Origin of the sequence: Streptomyces sp. NPDC049541, from assembly GCF_044465725.1 — a bacterium.
GTDB lineage: Bacteria > Actinomycetota > Actinomycetes > Streptomycetales > Streptomycetaceae > Streptomyces.
The window spans coordinates 684,967-705,189 of the sequence record NZ_JBITLY010000004.1; the positions used below are offsets into that span (position 1 = coordinate 684,967).

Annotated in this window: 21 protein-coding genes; 7 read left to right on the top strand and 14 right to left on the bottom strand. The window is 70.8% G+C overall.

Going from position 1 to position 20,223, the window contains the following annotated elements; genetic code table 11:
- Positions 1-16: 16 nt before the first annotated feature.
- Complete coding sequence (locus ACIBW9_RS18980) at positions 17-1,189, top strand: epoxide hydrolase family protein (RefSeq protein WP_398956364.1); 1,173 nt, start codon at positions 17-19, stop codon at positions 1,187-1,189.
- 20 nt (positions 1,190-1,209) lie between these two features.
- Positions 1,210-1,701, top strand: a complete 492-nt coding sequence (locus ACIBW9_RS18985; protein WP_398956366.1) for an HAD family acid phosphatase — start codon at positions 1,210-1,212, stop codon at positions 1,699-1,701.
- Between the two features lie 242 nt (positions 1,702-1,943).
- Here ACIBW9_RS18985 and ACIBW9_RS18990 read toward each other — a convergent pair whose 3' ends face one another.
- The 3 genes from ACIBW9_RS18990 to ACIBW9_RS19000 all read right to left on the bottom strand — a co-directional run bounded on the left by ACIBW9_RS18990 (position 1,944) and on the right by ACIBW9_RS19000 (position 5,371).
- Complete coding sequence (locus ACIBW9_RS18990; protein WP_099933078.1) at positions 1,944-2,159, bottom strand: dodecin; 216 nt, start codon at positions 2,157-2,159, stop codon at positions 1,944-1,946.
- 35 nt (positions 2,160-2,194) lie between these two features.
- Positions 2,195-4,423 (bottom strand): nitrate- and nitrite sensing domain-containing protein, encoded by a 2,229-nt coding sequence (locus tag ACIBW9_RS18995; RefSeq protein WP_398956368.1) that lies wholly within the window; start codon positions 4,421-4,423, stop codon positions 2,195-2,197.
- 174 nt (positions 4,424-4,597) lie between these two features.
- Positions 4,598-5,371 carry an AraC family transcriptional regulator gene (locus ACIBW9_RS19000; protein ID WP_398956370.1) on the bottom strand — a complete coding sequence of 258 codons (774 nt, stop codon included), beginning with the start codon at positions 5,369-5,371 and terminating at the stop codon, positions 4,598-4,600.
- A gap of 101 nt (positions 5,372-5,472) precedes the next feature.
- Between ACIBW9_RS19000 and ACIBW9_RS19005 the strand changes: the two genes are divergently transcribed.
- Positions 5,473-6,297: a sulfite exporter TauE/SafE family protein gene (locus ACIBW9_RS19005; protein WP_398956373.1), complete on the top strand. Its 825-nt coding sequence runs from the start codon at positions 5,473-5,475 to the stop codon at positions 6,295-6,297.
- A gap of 37 nt (positions 6,298-6,334) precedes the next feature.
- Here the strand turns inward: ACIBW9_RS19005 and ACIBW9_RS19010 are convergent, their stop codons facing one another.
- The 7 genes from ACIBW9_RS19010 to egtA form a co-directional block, all read right to left on the bottom strand.
- The gene (locus ACIBW9_RS19010) at positions 6,335-7,024 is read right to left on the bottom strand and encodes a polysaccharide deacetylase family protein (RefSeq protein ID WP_398956375.1); all 690 of its coding nucleotides are present in this window, start codon (positions 7,022-7,024) and stop codon (positions 6,335-6,337) included.
- Entirely contained in the window at positions 7,021-7,695 is a 675-nt protein-coding gene (locus ACIBW9_RS19015) for a glycoside hydrolase family 11 protein (RefSeq protein WP_398956377.1), read from the bottom strand. The genes ACIBW9_RS19010 and ACIBW9_RS19015 overlap by 4 nt, the downstream gene beginning before the upstream one ends.
- Before the next feature lie 225 nt (positions 7,696-7,920).
- A complete protein-coding gene (locus tag ACIBW9_RS19020; RefSeq protein ID WP_398956378.1) occupies positions 7,921-8,760 on the bottom strand; it encodes an endonuclease/exonuclease/phosphatase family protein in 840 nt (279 codons plus the stop codon).
- Between the two features lie 130 nt (positions 8,761-8,890).
- Positions 8,891-9,853, bottom strand: a complete 963-nt coding sequence (gene egtD / locus ACIBW9_RS19025; RefSeq protein WP_398956380.1) for an L-histidine N(alpha)-methyltransferase — start codon at positions 9,851-9,853, stop codon at positions 8,891-8,893.
- Entirely contained in the window at positions 9,850-10,641 is a 792-nt protein-coding gene (gene egtC, locus ACIBW9_RS19030; RefSeq protein ID WP_398956383.1) for an ergothioneine biosynthesis protein EgtC, read from the bottom strand. The genes egtD and egtC overlap by 4 nt, the downstream gene beginning before the upstream one ends.
- Complete coding sequence (egtB, locus tag ACIBW9_RS19035) at positions 10,641-11,975, bottom strand: ergothioneine biosynthesis protein EgtB (protein ID WP_398956385.1); 1,335 nt, start codon at positions 11,973-11,975, stop codon at positions 10,641-10,643. The genes egtC and egtB overlap by 1 nt, the downstream gene beginning before the upstream one ends.
- Positions 11,972-13,291 (bottom strand): ergothioneine biosynthesis glutamate--cysteine ligase EgtA, encoded by a 1,320-nt coding sequence (egtA, locus tag ACIBW9_RS19040; RefSeq protein ID WP_398956387.1) that lies wholly within the window; start codon positions 13,289-13,291, stop codon positions 11,972-11,974. The genes egtB and egtA overlap by 4 nt, the downstream gene beginning before the upstream one ends.
- A 288-nt stretch (positions 13,292-13,579) precedes the next feature.
- Here egtA and ACIBW9_RS19045 point away from each other — a divergent pair, with 288 nt between their 5' ends.
- On the top strand, positions 13,580-14,410 hold the full coding sequence (locus ACIBW9_RS19045) for a TIGR02452 family protein (RefSeq protein WP_398956389.1): 831 nt from the start codon (positions 13,580-13,582) through the stop codon (positions 14,408-14,410).
- A gap of 132 nt (positions 14,411-14,542) precedes the next feature.
- Here ACIBW9_RS19045 and ACIBW9_RS19050 read toward each other — a convergent pair whose 3' ends face one another.
- Positions 14,543-14,944 (bottom strand): hypothetical protein, encoded by a 402-nt coding sequence (locus tag ACIBW9_RS19050; RefSeq protein ID WP_398956391.1) that lies wholly within the window; start codon positions 14,942-14,944, stop codon positions 14,543-14,545.
- Positions 14,945-15,048: 104 nt separating this feature from the next.
- Between ACIBW9_RS19050 and ACIBW9_RS19055 the strand changes: the two genes are divergently transcribed.
- The 3 genes from ACIBW9_RS19055 to ACIBW9_RS19065 all read left to right on the top strand — a co-directional run bounded on the left by ACIBW9_RS19055 (position 15,049) and on the right by ACIBW9_RS19065 (position 17,774).
- On the top strand, positions 15,049-15,726 hold the full coding sequence (locus ACIBW9_RS19055) for a helix-turn-helix transcriptional regulator (protein ID WP_398956393.1): 678 nt from the start codon (positions 15,049-15,051) through the stop codon (positions 15,724-15,726).
- Positions 15,726-16,157 (top strand): hypothetical protein, encoded by a 432-nt coding sequence (locus ACIBW9_RS19060; protein ID WP_398956395.1) that lies wholly within the window; start codon positions 15,726-15,728, stop codon positions 16,155-16,157. The genes ACIBW9_RS19055 and ACIBW9_RS19060 overlap by 1 nt, the downstream gene beginning before the upstream one ends.
- A gap of 285 nt (positions 16,158-16,442) precedes the next feature.
- Positions 16,443-17,774: a phosphatase PAP2 family protein gene (locus ACIBW9_RS19065; RefSeq protein ID WP_398956515.1), complete on the top strand. Its 1,332-nt coding sequence runs from the start codon at positions 16,443-16,445 to the stop codon at positions 17,772-17,774.
- Between the two features lie 39 nt (positions 17,775-17,813).
- Here ACIBW9_RS19065 and ACIBW9_RS19070 read toward each other — a convergent pair whose 3' ends face one another.
- The 3 genes from ACIBW9_RS19070 to ACIBW9_RS19080 all read right to left on the bottom strand — a co-directional run bounded on the left by ACIBW9_RS19070 (position 17,814) and on the right by ACIBW9_RS19080 (position 20,204).
- Positions 17,814-18,260, bottom strand: a complete 447-nt coding sequence (locus tag ACIBW9_RS19070) for a type II toxin-antitoxin system PemK/MazF family toxin (RefSeq protein WP_389085929.1) — start codon at positions 18,258-18,260, stop codon at positions 17,814-17,816.
- Between the two features lie 95 nt (positions 18,261-18,355).
- Positions 18,356-19,843, bottom strand: coding sequence for a flotillin family protein (locus ACIBW9_RS19075; protein ID WP_398956397.1), 1,488 nt, complete (start codon positions 19,841-19,843; stop codon positions 18,356-18,358).
- A 142-nt stretch (positions 19,844-19,985) separates the two neighbouring features.
- The gene (locus ACIBW9_RS19080; RefSeq protein WP_030934944.1) at positions 19,986-20,204 is read right to left on the bottom strand and encodes a hypothetical protein; all 219 of its coding nucleotides are present in this window, start codon (positions 20,202-20,204) and stop codon (positions 19,986-19,988) included.
- Between the last annotated feature and the right edge of the window lie 19 nt (positions 20,205-20,223).

The window sequence follows — 20,223 nt, forward strand, 5'->3', positions numbered from 1 at the left end:
ATGGCCAGGAGGTCTCATGTCCCGTCCAGCCGACGACGTACAAGCATTTGAAGCCCACGCGACTGACGCCGACCTCGATGATCTGCGCGCGCGATTGGCCGCGGCGCGGCTACCGGAGGCCGAGACGGTCCATCCCGCCATGCCCGGCCCTCGCCGCTGGGAACAAGGCGTTCCTCTCGCTGTCCTCGTCGACGTCGTGAACTACTGGCGCACCGGGTACGACTGGCGGTCGTTCGAAGAGCGCCTCAACGCGATCGGCCAGTTCCGTACGACCATTGACGATCTGGGAATCCACTTCCTGCACCGCCGATCCGCGCGTGCGGACGCCACTCCTCTGCTCATGACGCACGGCTGGCCGGACAGCATTGCTCGGTTCATCGATGTGGTGGACGAACTGGCGGATCCGAAAGATGCGGATAAGCCGGCGTTCCACGTCGTGGTCCCCTCGCTGCCGGGCTTCGGTTACAGCGACAAGCCGGCCACCACCGGGTGGGGCACCGAAAGGATCGCGGCCGCGTGGGTGGAACTGATGGGGAGGCTCGGATACGGCGAGTTCCTGGCCCACGGCGGTGACTGGGGAGGCAATGTCACCACGGTTCTCGGCGGCAGGTTCCCGGCGCACGTTCTCGGTATCCACACGACGTTCGCGGAGGGGCCGCCCGGGCTGTCGACGGACGGGCTGACGGCGGGCGAGCGCAGGTGGGCCAAGGAGACCCGTCATTTCTGGCGTCACCGGGCGGCCTACGCGAAGCAGCAGGCGACCCGGCCTCAGACCATCGGGTACGCGCTCGTCGACTCACCGGTCGGCCTGCTCGCCTGGATCCTCGACAAGTTCGCCGAGTGGTCGGACTGGGAGTCCAGCCCGTTCGAGACGATTTCCAGGGACTGCGTTCTCGACGACATCACCCTGTATTGGCTGACGCGGACGGGTGCGTCGGCGGCCCGCATCTACTACGAGAGCCACCACTCGCTCGATCCGGAACTCCGGGTCGACGTCCCGTCAGCGGTCACCATGTATCCCCGCGACGTCGAGAAGTGCCCGCGTCCCTGGGCACAGGAGCGGTACCGGCAGATCGTCCGATGGAGTTCGCCGGAAGCCGGGGGACACTTCCCGTCGCTGGAAGTTCCGGAGTATTTCGTCAAGGACCTGCAGGAAGGCCTCGGTGCAGTGCTGGCCGCCCATCGCTGACCAATCCTTAGGGTGGGCGTGTGACCGACAGCAGCAAGCGCCCGATCGCCGTGTTCGACCTCGACAACACCCTCGCCGACACGGCCCACCGCCAGCGGTTCCTGGAACGCAAGCCGCGCGACTGGGACGCGTTCTTCGCCGCCGCACCGGACGACCCGCCGATCCCGGAGGGCATCGCGCTGGTGCGGGAGAGCGCGAAGGAGTGCGAGATCGTCTATCTCACCGGCCGGCCCGAGCGCTGCCGGCGCGACACGCTGGACTGGCTCGCTGCGCAGGGGTTGCCCGACGGGCACGTCCACATGCGCCGCAACGACGATCGCAGGCCCGCCCGCCGCACCAAGCTGGAGATCCTGCGCAGCCTGGCCCGCACCCGGGAGGTCCGCGTGCTGGTGGACGACGACGAGTTGGTGTGCGGGGACGCCGAACGGGCCGGCTTCGCGGTCGTACGGGCCCACTGGACGGCCCCGTCGGCCGCCCTGGAGAGGGCGCAGGAGGTGGAGGGGCGGACCTGAGGGGTCCGTCCGGCCAGGGAATGTGCCGCCCGGCTTCTCCTCGGCGGCCGACTGAGGTGCCCCGGCTCGTCACGCACCAGTGCGACGACCGGCGGGCCCTCGCGGCCGCCCCGGTGGGCGCCTCCTGCCCGGCATGCTGGCGCCTGTCTGCGGGGGCCCATGGGGCTTGGTGGGCCCGGCAGGCTCAGCGCGGCCGCAGTGCGCCGTCCGCCCGGTGGGTTCGGCGGCCGCCGAACCCACCGTCAGGCCGACTCGTCCAAGCGGAAGCCCACCTTCAGGCCGACCTGCCAGTGGGCGATCCGGCCTTCCTCGATCTGGCCCCTGACCTGGGTGACTTCGAACCAGTCCAGGTTGTGGAGGGTCTGCGAGGCGCGGGTGATGCCGTTGCGGATGGCCTGGTCGACTCCGTCGGGTGAGGTGCCGACGATCTCAGTGACCCGGTAGGTGTGGTTCGTCATGCGGGTGCTCCTCTCCGTGACACCTGCGTCACGCGTCACTCCACCGTGCCCCAAGGCGGCACGGAGCGCGACACGTCCGGGCTGCTTTCCTGCTTGGGAGTGCGGCGCGCGCGCCGTCGCGAGCGAGCGCCCTTGGCCCGCGGTTTGCGGGCGGCCTCGTCGCGGCTGGGCGGTGGCGTGTCGGCCGGGCGGTCGTTCCAGGCCTCGTACCCCTGGAACCCGTCGAGCCCGGCCGGCGGCGCTTCCCCGGGGGTGAAGGAGGCCTCCTTCACGGCGGCCAGCACCAGCGTTTCGGTATCGGGTTCCTCGGCCGCCGTCCGGTAGGTGATCGTGTCCGGCAGCATGACGAGCGACGTCGTTCCGGACTGCTCGCCTGCGGGACGCAGCTGGACGCGGATCCCGTGCCGGCCGGCCAGTCTGCCGACCACGAACAGTCCCATGTGCTGGGAGATCTCGGCGTCCACGGTCGGCGGATCGGCCAGCTTGCGGTTGATCATCGCGAAGTCCTCCGCGGGCAGGCCGATGCCCTGGTCGTGGATCTCGAGCATGATGCGGCCGTCCGGCAGATGGACGGCGGTCACGCGCACCTCCGAGTGCGGGGAGGAGAACGAGGTGGCGTTCTCCAGCAGCTCGGCCAGCAGATGGACGAGGTCGGTCACGGCCCGGCCGTGGATCTCGGCCTCCGGAATGCCGGAGAAGGTGATGCGCTCGTACTGCTCCACCTCGGAGGAGGCGGCACGGATGACGTCGATCAGCGGCAGGGGCTGGTCCCACTGGTGGGCGGGTTTCTCACCGCCGAGCACGAGGAGGTTCTCGCCGTTGCGGCGGACCCGGGTGGCGAGGTGGTCCAGCCGGAACAGGTTCTCCAGCTGGTCCGGGTCGGTCTCGTGGTCCTCCAGGTGGGTGATCAGGGCCAGTTGACGCTCGATCAGCGACTGGTTGCGCCGCGACAGGTTGCTGAAGATCGTGTTGATGTTGCCGCGCAACAGGGCCTGTTCGGCGGCGAGCCGCACGGCCTCGCGGTGGACGTGGTCGAAGGCGCGGGCGACCTCGCCGATCTCGTCCGTGCTGGTGATCGGGATGGGGGCGACCCGGGGGTCGACCTGGACGGGTGCGGCCCGCGAGAGCCGGGTGATCAGTGCGGGCAGCCGCTGCCCGGCGATCTCGATGGCGGAGGCAGTCAGCCGGCGCATCCGGCGGGTCATCGTGCGCGCCACCCAGGCGGCGAGGAGGAAGGCGACGAGCACCGACGCGATGACGAGCACCGCGTTGATGATCGCGTCACGGCGGGCGTCGTCGGCGATGTCGCGGGCGCCCGCGAGGGCCGTGTCGGTGAGGTGGACCTCGATGCTCCGATAGGCGTCGAAGCCGAGCGTGGACGCGGCGAAGAACGACTCGGGCGTGATGCCCTCGGCGGTGAGCTGCGCGGTCGTCCGGCCGGCGGCGATCTCCCCGACCATCTTGTCCAGGTCGGGTGGGGTGACGTAACTCCGGCCCGCCGCCTTTGCCTTGGCCACTGCGTCGGCCCGCTGCTGCTGGCCTTGCGCGGCCGCGTCCGCCAGTGCCTTGCGCAGCCGTGCCATGTCGTCGGCGGTGCCGGCCCCCGCGTACTCCTGGAGCGCGACCTTCTCGAGGTAGGCGTACGAGCGGAAGGACGCGAGCTGGCTGTCCAGTTCGCCCGGGGCGAGGGTGCCGCGGTCCTCGGCCAGCAGATGGGTGCCGATGGAGCGGATCAGGGACTCGGCCGCCTGGGTCAGGGAGATGGCGTAGAGGGTGCGGCCGAAGCTGGCCTGGTTGTTGCTGCCGAAGCCCAGCTCGTTCGAGATCTCCATCAGGGGATGCTGGACGAGGTGGTAGCTCTCCTCGGTCTGCACGCCGGTCAGGCGTGAGGTGAAGGCGTTCGCGCGCACCGTCGGCAACTGCTTCTCGCCGGCGCGGACCAGTCCGACGCGCCGCAGGAGGCCGGAGTTCTGCGGCATGCGGTCGACGGCACGGTCGAATGCCTCGGCGTCCTCGTCGGTGGTCCTGCGGGCCTGCACCACGGCGGCGGCGGTCCGTTCGCCCCTCAGCAGCGGGATGACCGACACATCACGCTCGTTGATCGCGTCGCTTGCGTACTTGTTCGCCGCCTGCACCAACTCGGCCACCCGGACCGCATCGTCGGCTGCCTGCCAGGTGTCCACGGAGTGCTTGACCCGGATGCCGCCGAGGACGAGGGCGACGATGACGGGGATCAGCAGCACGGCCCGCAGACGCCTGGCCACGGGCCAGTTGCCGGTCAGGGACCTCCGTGGCGGGTCTTCGGATGTCGGGGAAACCGTGTTCGGCAAGTTCGTCCTATCGCTACGGGATCGCCTGACGTTCGACGCAGGCCCGGCATATGTCTTTACGTCCCGCCTACCGCCCACCGTTCACCCGGTGCCCCTATAACGCCTTTTTCATGGGGTCGGTTGTGGCTTGTGCGCTGTGGGTGGTCGGCCGAGGAGCTTCTTGAACGCGGCCGTGTAGGCGGCGGGGTTGTCGTAGCCGAGCAGGGCCGCGATGCGGGTGACGGGCATGCCCGCGGTGAGGTGCTGCAGGGAGCGCAGGATGCAGGCGCGTTGGCGCCACTGCGAGAAGCTCAGACCGGTGCCGCTGCGGAACAGGCGGGCGAGGGTGCGTTCGCTGATGTTGAGGGCCGCGCACCAGCGTGCCGGCGGGTCGTGGATGTCCGGCTTCTGCAGGAACGCCTCGCACAGCCCGCGCAGCCGCGGCTCGGACGGCAACGGCACATCCAGGGGCAGCGGGGCGAGGTGCCTGAGCTCGTGCAGGAGGAGGGCGGCGAGTGCCGCGTCGCGGCTGTGCTCGGCGTAGCACGGGTCCATGTCGACGGCGGCCAGGATCAGCGCCCGCAGCAGGTCGGAGACATCCACGGCCTGGCAGCGGGCGGGAAACCACGGCACGGCGGCGGGTTCGATGTAGAGACTGCGGGTGCTGACGCCCGTCATCGTGACCTGATGCCTGGTCAGGGGCGGGATCAGCACCGCGCGGGCCGTGGGAATCGTCCAGTTGCCGTCGTCCGTCTCGACCTGCATGACACCCGTGGCCGCATACAGGACCTGGGCACGGCGGTGCTCGTGCCAGACGAGCAGATGCTCGCGGGGGTAGTCGGTGCCGATGGCCAGCACGGCACGGCCGAGGTCGTCCACCTCAGCGACTGGGATGTTGCGCATGCCGCGAGACTACGCACGGCCACGCGTTGTGTCTGCTGCGCGTAGGAGAACGGCAGTTCAACGATTGCCCGCCACATGACCTGATCCCTAGCGTTTGACCAGTGCTGATCTCCTTCTCCACCCTCCTCTTCTTCGGCTGCGTGACCGGCCTGACGACGGTCCTCTTCGGCTTCGGCGGCGGCTTCATCACCGTTCCCGTCGTCTACGGCGTCCTGAGCGTCACGGCGTGTTCCGCCGCGGACGCCATGCACATCGCGGTGGCGACCTCGGCGGCGGTCATGGTCGTCAACTCGATGGCGGCGGCGCTGGCCCAGTGGCGTCAAGGCCGACTGCGCCGCGCGTATGTGTGGCCGCTGGCGGCGTTCATCGCGGTCGGCGCGGGCGCCGGGTCCTTCGCGGCCACCCTGATCGGCGGTACGGCACTGCGCCTGCTGTTCGCCGCCTACCTGCTGGTGACGATCGCCGACAGTCTGCTGCGCAAGGGCTTCCTCACGGTTGCGGACCGCACGCGCCCGAAGCCGTTGGGCCGGGCCACGACCACCCTCGGCGGAACCGGAATCGGTCTCGTGGCCGCCGGACTGGGCGTGGGCGGCAGCGTCATGACGGTCCCACTGCTGCGCCGCAGGGGCCTGCCCATGGCCGAGGCGACCGCCATGGCCAACCCGCTCAGCGTCCCCGTCGCCGTGGCCGCGACCCTCGTCTACGCCCTCGCCCCGACCGCACCGGCCTGCACGGGCCAACTCGGCTACGTCGACCTCACCGCGGGAGCCGCACTGCTTCTCGGCTCGCTGCCCACCATCGCGTCGGCGAGGCGGCTCACCGCCCGGGTCCCGGACCGCGTCCACTCCCTCGCCTACGTCCTGCTGCTCGTCGCCGTACTGGTCGTGATGCTGGTCGTCGAAGGCCGCCACCCCGTCGGATCGTGACCGGGATGGCGGCCGGTGTTCGTGCGGGTGGTCCCGGTCAGGACGGGGCCACGGCGCGGCCTGTCTGCGGCGAGATCATGCCTGCGCACAGATTGCGGGCGGCCAGGCCCTGCGCGATACGGGGGATCGCGGCGACCGTGTTGGCGGGCCAGTCGTGCATCAGGATGACCTGTCCGTTGGTGAGCCGGCTGGCGGCGGCCACGATCGCGTCCGTACTGGCGCCGTTCCAGTCCTGCGAATCGACCTGCCAGAGGACCTCGGTCAGACCGTACTTGGCCTCCACGGTCTTCACGGTCGCGTTGGTCTCCCCGTACGGCGGCCGGAACAGTCTCGGTGTGCCGCCTCCCGCTGCCGAGATGGCCTGCTGGGTGCGGGAGATCTCCGCGTCGATCTGCGCCTGGCCGAGCTGGGTCAGGTGCGGGTGGGTGTAGCTGTGGTTGCCGACCCACATGCCCGCGGCGACCTGGGCCTTCACCTGCGCCGGGTAGGCGGCGGCGTAGCGGCCCTCGTTGAACATCGTGGCCCGCAGCCCGTTCTGCCTCAGGGCGCCCAGCAGGGCCGGTGTGTTGCCGGACGGGCCGTCGTCGAAGGTGAGTCCGACGTAGCCGTTGCAGGTGGCGGCCTGCGCCGGGGCGGCGTGGAGGGTGAGGGCGCCGGTTGCGGCCAGGGCGACGGCGGCCAGCGTCGTCGTCCAGGGACGTAACGGGAGACCTCGTCCGGTGCTCACCCCCACACCGTGATGTTGGAGTTGCCGCTGCTCTGGTACCCCTCGGTCGCGAGGATCATGTAGTACTTGAAGCTGCCGAGGGGCATTCCGGCGCGGGCCCAGGCGTCGAAGTGGTTGCCGGTGGTGATGGTGCCGCCGGTCCGCCTCGACTGCCGCACGCTCCAGTACTGGTTGAAGGTCCGGTTGCCCTCGACGGACGGCGCGTTGTACCGCGTCGTCTGGTAGATGTCGTAGGTGCCGCCGTCGCTGGAGACCGTGCCCTTGTACGCCCCCGTGGGCCGGTAGCTGCCCCAGTTGTCGACGATGTAGTACTCGACGAGCGGGTTCGACGTCCAGCCGTACAGCGACAGATAGCCGTTGCCGGATGGGTTGAAGCTGCCCGAGTAGCTCACGTTCCTGCGCCCGCCGGTGCTCCAGCCCTTGCCGGCGACGAAGTTGCCGGTGTTCCTCCAGCTTGTGCTGTAGTTGCCGCCGGAGTTCAGGGTCATGGAGACCGTGCCCTGGGCGTCGGTCCAGAACGAGTAGTAGAAGCCGTTGTCGGTGCCGGTCTGGTTCGTGGTGACGACCGTGGCGGCGCGGGCGGTGCCGGGCAGGGCCAGCGCCGCGGTGGTGCCCAGCAGCAGCGCGCAGGCGCCCCTGCGGCTCATCGTGTGTGCGGGTGCGATGTCCATGTGCGGGTTCCTCCTCGTCGTCCGAGGCCGGACTGAGGCCGGGTTTTGGTTCCAAGAGTGTTGGCCTGTCCCCGTCAAGCGTCAATGGTTTCGGCATTGATCGCGAAACATTCGTAGAGTTGGGCAGCAGTTATCTGCCAGAGGAACGGATATCTGGACCGTCATTGGGCGGGATATCTCGAATGTTTCGAAGGATGTGTCGACTGCTGAAGTCGGTGAATGGGCCTACGTCGCGTCCAGGTCGGCGAAGAGCAGGTGGTGATCCGAGTACGAGGTGGGTTGCACCCGGTGCGCGAGCGGGGCGATGCCTCGCAGGAAGACGTAGTCGAACCTGCTGGACCAGTCGGTGGTCGGCTCGCAGGTGCCGACGGGCGAGGGGCGGCACCGGGGGTCCGCGTCCGCGGCCAGTGCCCACATCCTGGCCAGTTCGGGCGCGTCCGGTACGGCGTTGAAGTCGCCGAGGACGATGGCGCGGTCGTGCCGGGCGACCTCGGTGGCGAGCGCGGCGGTCTGTTCCGCGCGGACTGCCTCTTGACGCCGTTGGGCGAGATGGGTGTTGAAGACTCGGATGGGTCGGCCGTCCACCGTGGTGGTGACGGCCATGTAGCCACGGCCCTCGGAGCCGCCGTCGGGGTATTCCACGGTGACGCGGTCCGTCATCGGCGCCGCCGAGAGGACCGCCTGGCCGAAACCTCCCGGACTCCACGGCGCCCCACCGCAGCGTCCCCAACTCCGTAGGACCGGCCCGTACTCGACGTGGTAGACCAGCCCGTAGAGGCGCTTCAGGTAGTACCGGATCCGCTCGACGTCACTCACGCACGCTTCCTGCAGGCCGATGACCTGGGGCGCATACGTGGCTATCTCCGCCGCCCGGTCGACGTTGCCCGCCTCGCAGGGGTTGCAGAGGTTCCACGTCATGACCCGGTTCGGTACGACATCCGTGGCGGCGTCGGCGGGCAGTGACCTGGCGAAGAGGGCGCCGCCCGGGACGCTGGGGCCGACGAGCAGCATGCAGGCCACGAGCATGGCGCCCGCAAGCAACCGCGTGCCCCTCTCGAGCACCATGGCCTCCTCGCGGCATCCGACATCTCCCTGCACGAGGTTATGGGACCCGGTCGTCGGCAAGGGCTGTCGGGCCACTCACCACCGACGGGCCCGACCGCCGGGAACGGCTGTCGGGCCCAGGGTGCAGAGGTCAGCGCGCCACGCTCAGCGACAGCGCGAACCGACCCTCCGCGTCTGTCCACCAGTGGGCCAGCTCCAGCCCCGCCGCGGACAGTTCGCTCCGTACGCCCTCCTTGCGGAACTTCGCCGACACCTCGGTGCGCAGCTCCTCGCCCGCGTCGAAGTCGACGGCGAGGTCGAGGGCGGGGATCTTCACCGACTGCGCTGCACGCGAGCGCAGGCGCATCTCGATCCAGTCGTTGGCGCTGTCCCACAGGGCTACGTGGTCGAAGGCGTCCGGGTCGAAATCGGCGCCCAACTCGCGGTTGACGACCGCCAGGACGTTCTTGTTGAAGGCCGCCGTCACTCCGGCCGTGTCGTCGTACGCCCGGACCAGCACCTGCTCGTCCTTGACCAGGTCCGTGCCGAGCAGCAGCGCGTCACCGGGGGACAGGAGGGAGCGGACCGAGGCGAGGAAGGCTGCCCGTTCGACCGGCAGCAGGTTGCCGATCGTGCCGCCGAGGAACGCGATCAGCCGGGGGCCCGGCGTGTCCGGCAGCGTCACGCTCGCCGTGAAGTCGGCGATGAGCGCATGGACCTGGAGGCCTGGACGCTCGGCGACGAGCGCCTGCCCGGCCTGGGTGAGCGCGCTCTCGCTGACGTCGACGGGCACGTACGTGTGCAGCTCGCTCAGCGCGTCCAGCAGATAGCGGGTCTTCTCCGACGACCCGGAGCCGAGTTCGATCAGGGTGCGGGCGCGTGTCGCCGCGGCGATCTCGGCGGAGCGGGCGATGAGGATCTCCCGCTCGGCGCGCGTCGGGTAGTACTCGGGCAGCTCGGTGATCTGCTCGAACAGCTCGCTGCCGTGGGCGTCGTAGAACCACTTCGGCGGCAGCGTCTTGGGGGTGCCGGTGAGGCCGTGCAGGACGTCGGCGCGCAGGGCGGCGTCCGTGGCGTCCTCGGGCAGGGTGCGGGTGAGAAGGAACGGGCTCACGTACGGGGCTCCTTCGGCAGTGCGGGGGCCGAGGCGTCGCTCGGTTCCTTGAGGGGGGTGAGCAGCACGTCGGTGCGGCTCGCCGCGAGCAGGGTGCGGTCGGGGACCTCCTGCCAGTGCGGGTCGTCGTCGTAGGGCTCGGAGGCGACGACGGTGCCGCGGCCGGGCCGGGACAGGTACCAGAGGGTGTCGCCCCAGGTGGTCGCGGTGATCGTTTCGCCGTTGGTGAGCAGCAGGTTGAGGCGGGAGCCGGGGGCCGCCTCGGCGACCTCCACGACCGTGTCGGCCAGCGCCTGCGCCTCGTCGTCGCCGGCGCGCAGCCGTGCGAGAACCAGCGCCCACACGAGCGCCGAGTCGTTGCGGGCCTCCATCGACAGCACGTCGACCGCGGGCAGGGTTGCCACCAGGGGCGCCAGCGAGCCCGGCCACCCCTTCACGGCGCCGTTGTGGCTGAACAGCCAGGGACCGGCCGCGTACGGCGCCGCCGCGGCCTCCGCGTCGGCGCCCGACAGGGTCGCATCCCGTACGGCGGCCAGAACCGCCCCCGAGCGCACGACGCGGGCCAGGTCGGCGAAGGACAGATCCGCCCAGATGGGCCCGGCCCGGCGGTAGCGGGCCGGCACCGGGTCGCCCGCGGCGTACCAACCCACCCCGAAACCATCGGCGTTGACCGTCCCGTACCGCTGCCGCCGGGGCGCCCACGACTGGCGGTAGAGGCCATGGGCGGGCTCCACGAGGACGCGGCCGAGCGGTTCCTCGGGCCCCAGGTAGGCCAGGTGACGGCACATCAGACGTCTCCCGCGGAGCGGGCGGTGCGGAACCCGGAGAAGATCTGCCGCCGGATCGGGTAGTCCCAGTTGCGGAACGTCCCCCGGCAGGCCACCGGGTCCACGGCGAACGAACCGCCGCGCAGCACCTTGTACTCGGGCCCGAAGAACACCTCCGAGTACTCCTTGTACGGGAAGGCCTCGAAGCCGGGGTAGGGCGCCAGGTCGCTCGACGTCCACTCCCACACGTCGCCGATCAGCTGTCGTACGCCGAGCGGGGATTCGCCCGCGGGGTAGCTGCCGGCCGGGGCCGGGCGCAGATGCCGCTGCCCGAGGTTGGCGTGCTCGGGCGCCGGGTCGGCGTCGCCCCACGGGTAGCGCATCGAGCGGCCGCTCGTGGGGTCGTGGCGGGCGGCCTTCTCCCACTCGGCCTCGGTGGGCAGCCGGCGTCCGGACCAGCGGGCGTAGGCGTCGGCCTCGTACCAGCACACGTGCAGGACCGGCTCGTCGGGCGGTACGGCCTCCGTGACGCCGAAGCGGCGCCGCAGCCACTGCTTGCCGTCACGCTTCCAGAACAGCGGGGCGTGCAGGGAGTGTTCGCGGATGTGCGCCCAGCCGGCCGCCGTCCACCAGCGCTCGTTGTCGTAGCCGCCGTCGTCGATGAACGCCTGGTAGGCGGCGTTCGTCACCGGAGTGGTGTCGATGTAGAAGGACGCCACCTCGCGCCGGTGCGCCGGGCGTTCGTTGTCCAGCGCCCACGGCTCGGTGGAGGTGCCCATGGTGAACGGGCCGCCCGGGACGAGCACTTCGGCCGGGCCCGTGAACAGCGGCACGGGTTCCGGGTCCGGGGCGGTCAGGGCCTGCGGGCCCTTGCGGAGCTGATGGGTGATCAGCATCGTCTCGTCGTGCTGCTGCTCGTGCTGCGCGATCATCCCGAAGGCGAAGCCCGCATCCGTGAGCCGGGTGCCGTGGAAGTCGGCGTTCTCCAGCAGGTCCATCACCCGGCCGCGCACCTCGGCCGCGTAGGTGCGGGCCTCGGCGGGTGGCAGCAGCGGCAGCGAGGGCCGCTCGGAGCGCGGGTGCTCGAAGGCGTCGTAGAGGCCGTCGATCTCGGGGCGCATCGCCTCCCGGCCGGCGACCGCCCGCAGCAGCCACAGCTCCTCCTGGTTGCCGATGTGCGCCAGGTCCCACACCAGCGGCGACATCAGCGGAGAGTGCTGCGCGGTCAGGTCGGGCTCCTCGACACAGCTGGTCAGGAGCGTGGTGCGGGCGCGAGCGGTGGTCAGGGTGGTCAGGGCCCGCTCGCGCAGGGTCTCGGCGTCGATCGAGGGTTCGTCGAGGGCGGGGTCGGTCATGATGTGCGGAGGTCCTTCCCGTGCGGGCGCCGGTCGGTGCCGCGCACCTGGTCCAGCAGGTCGTCGGCGGGGCTGCGGCCCTGGCTGACATAGCGGTCCAGATACGCCGACACGGCATCCGTCACCCTGGTGGTGGCGCCGAGCCGGGGCAGGGCCTCGAGCGCTGCCGTGAAGCAGGTGACGGCCGCCTCCTGCAGCTCGGGGTCGGCCAGGCCGCTTCGGGCCGCGTCGATCCACAGCGGATTGTGCGGCGCCGGCAGCGTCAGCGCCCGTTCGGCCAGGGGCTTCACGGTGCGATAGGCGGTCTCCGCGGCCTCCGGGTCGTCGAAGAGCGCCTTCGTCACGGCGAGCGGGACGATCCATCCGTCCTCGCCGGGCTGTGCGTCGATCATGCGCAGTTCGAGGAAGCCGCGCGGTCTGACCGGCGGGAACAGCGTCGTGATGTGGTAGTCGAGGTCCTCGCGGGTGGGCGGTCGCGGCGCCCCCGACCTGGTCCACTCCCGGAAGGTCAGCCCCTCCGGAACGTCCCAGGGCCCGTGGTCCCCCCGTATGCACATCACCGGCGCGTCCATGACGTGCCGGGCCCAGGCCCGGCGGGGATCGCCGTCCAGCGGGGGTGCGCCCGCGCGGCCGGGACCGATCTCCAGCCACAGCAACTGCCGGGTGGAGCGCCAGCCGGTGGGTTCGTGTCGGGCCAGCGGGGAGTTGGCGAAGGCGGCCACCAGGACCGCGCCCAGCTGGTGCGCCAGCCACCAACGGCGGCCGTGGCCGAGGGGGCCGGGCTCCTCGTGTCCGGCGTCCAGGCAGACCTGGACGGAGGCCGAGGTGCACATCATGCGGCGCCCGGACGGGCCGGTGCGGTCCAGGCAGGTCTCCATGGCGTCGTAGCGCCGCTCGTGCAGGAAACGGCGGGGCGGATGCCAGGGATCGTGGCCGATGCCGACGAGTCCGAGATCCTGCCCGGCGAGGACCGAGCGGACGGCGTCGAGGTCGGCGGAGACGGTACCGATGCACTCCATCAGGGAGGTGGCGGGCGGCGAGCTCAGCTCCAGCTGGCCGCCGGGCTCGACGGTGAGCGCCGACCTCAGGGGCACGGTCCGCAGTGCGGCGTAGGCCGCTTCGAGTCGTTCGGGTGTGACGGGGAGCTGCGGTGTGCGCAGCTCGTGGACGAGCCATTCCACTTCGACCCCGACGGTGCGGGGCGGTCCGGTCTTGAAACAGATGCCCCGGACCAGTGCCTCCACCTCGGCTGGGGTGAGGGCGGTGCGGGGCTCCTTACAGTCGCTCGCCGGAGCGGCGCTCGACGTATCTGACATGTCGGGAACCTCCTGAGATTCGACCGTGCCGTCGGCCCGGCCCGTCAGGTACCCGGACGGCAGCACTCGTCCCACCCAAGACCCTCCCGCCGCATCGCACAAGGGTGCGTATCGGCATGTTCCGGCTCGGTAATCTCCTCGTTCCGGGCGTTTCCTGTGGCGTTCCTGGGCGTTCGCGGACGCGGAAACTCTGTTGCACCGCATGTCCAGGATCGCCCACGATCGGTCCATGAGCACGACGGGGGAGCGCGCACGGCGCGCGAGCATGGCGCACACGGGGGTGGCGCCATGAGCGCGCGCCTGCGCGGCATCGCGCGGCAGACGGAACAGATCGTGGCGGCGGGCGCGTATCAGGCGTCCAACGGGCGCGAGGTGTCCCTTGCCGCGGCGGTGGAGGCGGCGCGGTCCGGTACGCGGATGTACGGGCCGGAGCCCGTGCAGGTGTCACCGGCCGCCACTGCCGATACGTTCTTCGAGGTCACGGGCGAGAGCAGCCTCGAGGCGGCGCGCCGGATCGGCGGGCGGGTCGCGGTGCTGAACTTCGCCTCGGCCCGCAACCCCGGCGGCGGTTTCCGCAACGGCGCCCAGGCCCAGGAAGAGGCCCTGTGCCGCGCCTCCGCGCTGTACACCTGCCTGCTGCGGGCCCCGGAGTTCTACGACCACCACCGCACCCACCGCGACCCGTTCTACACCGACCGGGTCATCCACTCCCCGGAGGTGCCCGTCTTCCGCGACGACCGCGGCCGCCTGCTGGACGAGCCGTACACCGCGGGCTTCCTGACCGCCGCCGCCCCGAACGCGGGAGTGATCAGGCGTACGGCGCCGCAGCGCGCCACCGAACTGCCGCAGGCCCTGGCCGCCCGCGCCGAGCGGGTGCTGGAGACGGCCGCCCTCAACGGCTACCGGCGACTGGTGCTGGGCGCGTGGGGCTGCGGGGTCTTCCAGAACGACCCGGCCCAGGTGGCGGACGCCTTCCGGGTGCTTCTCGGCCCCGGCGGCCGCTTCACCCGGACCTTCGAGCGGGTGACGTTCGGGATCCTGGACCGCACGACGGGCCACACGGTCCGAGGCGCGTTCGCACACGCGTTTCCCGTGGAGCAGACACAGTCGAGTCGGTGAGCCCCCCGCAGACGGGGGATGCTGCGGGGGACTCACAGAGGAAGACGGACGAAAGACGGTCCGAGTTCCCCGACCCAGAGCTTCGCTTCCAGTTGCTCTCGCACATGCCCTGGAGGGCCGTGCGGCGCGGTCTCAGGGAGCCTGGCCGATCTGAAGGCCGGGGCGGCGGCGGTGGACTGTCAGATAGGCGAGGCCGTCGTCCCCCGCGGTGATGCTGCGGGTGGAGCCGTGGGGGAGCCAGAGCAGGGTGCCGGTGTTCAGGGCCTGCGGCTCGTCCTGCGGACCGGCGCCGAGGACGCCGTCGCCCGCGACGACGAGCACCAGTACGTCCAGGTCGGGCTCCGCGTGCGGGGCGATATGGCGGCCCGGAGTCAAGCGGACCACATTGGCGTCGAGTTGGCGTCCGCTCTCGGCGAGCTTCCACAGCACCGCGGTATCGCTGGAAGCCGTGGCGCTCAAGGCGTCGGTGTTGCCCAGGATGCGCGGGACCGCGGCCTCCGCATCCTGGCCGACCTGCCTCTCGGCCTTGCTCATCGGCTCCCCTCCAGTTGTCCGCACTCGCCGGTCCCACTGCTTGCCCACCAATTATTACAAGTATTATTTGGAGAAAATGGTCGCAGGTGGGAGGGGAGTGGGGGATGTCAGGGGCGCGCAGAAGCCCGCGCCGGCGCGAGGTCCTCGACGTGCTGCGCACGGCCGCGGCCCCGCTCGGCGTCGCGGAGACGGCCGAGCGCATCGGCGTCCACCCCAACACCGTCCGCTTCCACCTGGAGGCCCTGGTCGGCGCGGGCCTGGTCGAGCGGCGTGTACTGGAGCCCTCGGGGCCCGGGCGGCCGCGCACCGTCTACGCCCCGAGGCCCGGCATGGACCGTGGCGGAGTCCGCAGCTATCGGCTGCTCGCGCAGATGCTGCTCGGCCGGATCGCCGCCAAGGGGCCCGACGCGCGGTCCACCGCGATGGAGGCCGGCCGAGCCTGGGGCCGTTCCCTGGTCGAGGCGCCGCCCCCGTCCCGGCGGCCCACCCCCGAGGAGTCGGCGGGCCGGCTCGTCGAGCTGCTGGACGGTCTCGGCTTCGCCCCGGACCCGGAAGGCGGCAAGGTCCCCGCACGGATCCGGCTGCGGCACTGCCCCTTCCTCGAACTCGCCGAGGAGTACGGCCAGTTGGTCTGCCCCCTGCATCTGGCGCTGATGCAGGGCGCGCTGGCCGAACTGCGTGCCCCGCTGAGCGTGACCGAGCTGGAACCGTTCGCCGAACCCGATGCATGCCTGGCCCGTCTGGCGCCCGCACCGCAGCAGACAGCAGAAAGGCATCCTTGATGTACCCCACGTGGGCCGCGGTGGCGGCGGCGATCACCTTCGTCTGGCTCGGCATGGTGCTGGCGATCTCCTTCCTGGAAGCACCGCTGAAGTTCCGTGCGCCGGGCGTGACCCTTCCCGTCGGGCTGGGGATCGGCCGGCTGGTCTTCCGGGCGCTGAACCTCACCGAGGCCGTGCTCGCCGTCGTGGTCGTGGCCGCCGTCGCGGCGGGCGATCCGCCGGGCCGGGTCGTGACGTCGGCCGCCGCCGTGGTGGTGCTGCTCCTCGCGCAACTGCTCGCGGTACGCCCGCGCCTCAACCGTAGGTCGGACCGGGTCCTGGCGGGCGAGGACCTGCCCCGCTCGCGAGACCACCTGTACTACGTCGCCCTCGAAGCCGCCAAGGTCGCGGCCCTGATCGTCCTGGGAATCGGTCTGCTGACTGCCGGGTGAGGGAACCTTCTTCGGGCCGCACGGGTCTTCTCAGTCGGTGCGGGCGTCGAGAGAGCGTCCGTGACCAGCGAAACCCACTTGCGCCGCCCCGATAGCATGTTCGAGCCCACGACGATCGCCGCCCCAGTCCGCCCTCTGCCGAGAAACCTTGCCGACCAGCACGAAAAGCGACCTGACCAACCAACATCTGAAAAATCGGCCAGCCAATTGATACCCAGAGAATCGCGGTGGTTCCCGCGAACGAGATCCAGTTCTCCCTTCGCCACCAGGTGGCGGCCGCGGACGCTGCTGTGGACCGCGGCGGGTGTAGTGGTGCTCGGATTCCTCCTCGCGTTGGAGGTCGCCGCGCGCCACTACGGCCTGCCGGGGCCACTCACGACCCAGGCGCAGGAGGTGGTACTGCCCCCGAAATCGGGCTTCCTGCTGTACGCCAGCATGGGCTTGATGATGGTGGTGCTCACCCGGCGGCAACGGTTCATCGCGGCGGGTACCGCGATCGGCATCGACATCGTCTTCGTGGTGGTGCGCTGGGCGTGCGATGTCAAGGTGACCGAGGGGCATCATCCGTTCGGAAACGGTGCGTTGTGGGTGATTCTGGGCTGCGCCGTCATCGCCGTCACACGCCGCACCGGCCAGGAACGTGTCCTGCTGCTGAAGGGCGTCGGGCTGGCCCTGCTGCTGGTGGCCGGGCGCAAGACCGGTGACACCTGGCTGCTCATCACGTCGAAGTCGCGCCACATGGTGCTCGACCAGTACGTGGCAACCGCCGATCACGCGCTGGGCAATCCGTCCTGGCTGGTGGGCCGGGTCGTCAAGGCCACTGGTCCCGTCGGCTTCCATCTTCTCGACCTCGTCTACGGCCAGCTCGCGGTGGCCGCCGTCGTCGTGACGCTGTACCAACTGCGCAATGTGGCCGCCGAGCGCCGCTTCCCCAGTCACCATCTGGTGCGCACGTTCTTGGTGATCGGCCTCCTCGGACCGGCCATCTACATGATCTTCCCGGTGGTCGGGCCGATCTTCGCCTACGGCACCGGCACGGACCAGTGGCCCTCGCCCGACCTGGCGCCGGACGCACTGCCCACCGTGCACTGGGCGGTGGCCGACCTGTGGCCGGGCACGGCCCCGCCGCTCCATGCCCCGCATCCGATGCCGTTCGACGCGTACACACCGCGCAACTGCATGCCCAGCCTGCACACGGCATGGGCCACCGCGATCTTCATCCATTCCCGGAAGGGCCCACGGGCGCTGCGCTTCGCCGGCACGTTCTGGCTGATCGCGACGCTCTGCGCCACGCTGGGTTTCGGCTACCACTACGGCGCGGACCTCATCGCGGGCGCGGTGTTCACGCTCACCATCGAGGCAGCTCTGCGCGCGCACACCCGCGGCTGGGACCGGTCGGGGATCCAGCTGGTCGCCCACGGCGCAACGGTCTTCGCCGCCCTGCTGGTGTCGTACCGCTGTCTGCCGATGGAGATGGCCAGGCACGCGTGGCTGTTCGGGCCGCTGCTCCTGCTGGCGATGATCTCGGTGATCTACGACTATGTACGGACCACCGGAGCGTGGGAGCCGACGCCGGCTCCGGTACGGCAACTGGAGCCCCGGCCCGAACCGGTATGACTGCGCGGGGCCCCGGCCTGACCGGCCGGGGCCCCGTGTTCAGCTCCAGCCGTAGCGCTCCGCCAGCCGCTGCCGCACCAGGTTGAACCGGCCGCGGTCCAGGGCGCAGGCCTCGCGGCGCATGCCGTCCTCGTGCAGCCGCAGCACCCGGTCCACGTCGACCCATGAGTCGCGCCCCGACCGGTCCCAGGGCCCGCTGCCGATCGCCACCCACTCCCGGTCGTCGTCGTGCCGCTTGCTGGACAGCTGTACGGCGAGCAGCGTGCCGGCGCTCTCACGGGCGACGACGAGCACCGGGCGGTCCTTGCCGCGGCCGTCGTTCTCCTCGAAGGGCACCCAGGTCCACACGATCTCGCCGGGGTCGGGGTCGCCGTCGTGCGCGGGGGAGTACTCGGTGCGCACCCTGCCGACCTGGCGGGGGTCGGCCTCGGTGGTGGCGGTGGGGCCGAAGCGGCCCGGGACGTTCTCATCGGTAAACGCAGTCACGCAGGCACCTTAGAGGGGCGGGGCGCCTCAGCAGGCCGGGGGCCCTCGAAAACGAGGGCCCCCGGGGGCTGCTGTCGTACCTGCGCCGGGTGCGGTTATCCCTCCTTCTCCACCGGTACCTTCTGCGACGGCGGTACCGCCATTCCGTTCAGGGAGGGCGAAGTGCCGTGCGGGGTCTGCCCGTTCTGGTTCATCGAGGCCAGCAGCTGGCGGGCCAGGCCGAGGCCGGCGCCGCCCATGGTGAGCGCCTTGGCGAGCATCTCGGCCATGCCGTCCGCGCCGTTGAGCACCACCATGTTGTCGACGCTGCCGAAAGCGGACGCGCCCGCCTTGACGATCTCCGGCCAGTTCTCGGCGAGTTGCTGGGCGACGACCGCCTCCTGGTTCTCGGCCAGGGCCGCGGCCCGCGCCTTGATGGCCTCCGCCTCGGCGAGGCCCTTGGCCCTGGTGGCCTCGGCGTCCGCCAGACCCTTGGCCTGCGCGGCGGCCGCCTCGGCCTCACCGGTGGCCCTGGTCGCCGTGGCGGCCGCCGCACCGCGTGCCTTGGTCGCCTCGGCCTCGGCGCTCGCGGCCGTCTTGACCCGGGTCGCCTCAGCGGCGGCCGCCAGCTCCGTCTCCTTCGCCTTGGCCTGCGCCGCCGAGATCCGCGCGTCGCGCTCGGCCTCGGCCAGCGTGCGCTTCTCGTAGGCCTTGGCGTCCGCGGGCTTGCGGACGTCCGCCTGGAGCTGCTGTTCCCGCCGGTGCGCCTCGAGTTCGGCGACCCGGGTCTCCTGGACGACGACCTCCTGCCGGGCGGCGGCATCGGCGAGCGGGCCCGCCTGCCGTGCCTGTGCGGCCGCCTTGTCCCGCTCGGCCTGGTAACCGGCCTGCAGGATCTCGCTGTCCCGGGTCGCCTCCGCCATCCGCGCGAACGACTGCTGCTCGGCCTCGGTGGCCAGCCGGTTCGACTCCGCCTGCGCGATCCGCGCGTCCCGCTGGACGGCGGAGGCGTGCGGTGCGGCCAGGTTTTGGATGTACCCGGTCGGGTCCTCGATCTCATGGATCTGCAGGGAGTCCACGATGAGCCCCAGCTTCTCCATCTCCGTGCCGCAGGCGGCCCGGGTCTGCGCGGTGAGCTTCTCCCGGTCGCGGATCATGTCCTCGACGGTCAACCCGCCGACGATGGAGCGCAGATGACCGGCGAACACGTTGTGCACCCGCTCCGCCATCAGCTTCTGCTGGTCGAGGAAGCGGCGGGACGCGTTCGCGATCGACACGTAGTCGTCGCCCACCTTGAAGATGACCACGCCCCGCACCTTGAGCGGAATGCCCTGGTGGGTCACGCAGTCCACATGCAGTTCGGTCTCGTTCAGGTCGAGCGAGAGCTTGCGCACCGCCTGCACACCGGGCAGCACCAGCGTGCCGCGCCCGGTGACGATGCGGAATCCCATGCCCTCGCCGAGCCCCTCCGTCTTGTGCTTCGAGCCGGAGATGACGAGCGCCTCGTTGGGCTCGGCGACGCGCCACATGAGCTTGAACAGACCGATCAGAACGAGAATGGAGGCAACCACCACTCCCGCAACGACGCCGACAACCATCGGCATACGCCCCCTTTGCATGGTGCCCTTTCGGCACCGAACGAAGGGAGTGTGCTCCTGCGCGAGGCCGGTGAGAAGACGCCTGTGAATCCTTGTCGTTTTCTTGACGTCCCCCCTTGCCAAGGCTCTCACCTGGGGCGGAGCATGCTCAACTGTCGTATGCGGCGGTGACGTAGACGGTCCTGGGCGGCAGGTACTCGACGACCATCACGACCGTGCCCCGCTCGATCCGGTCGGTTCCGGTGGCGGCGTACGCGAGGAAGTGCTCGGCCCCGCCCCGCACCCGGACGATCACCTCGCCGACGAGCCCGGGCCCGACCGTACCGGTGACCCGCCCCATGAGCCCGACCATCGACGCATCGTCCATGGCCACAGCGTACGGGCCG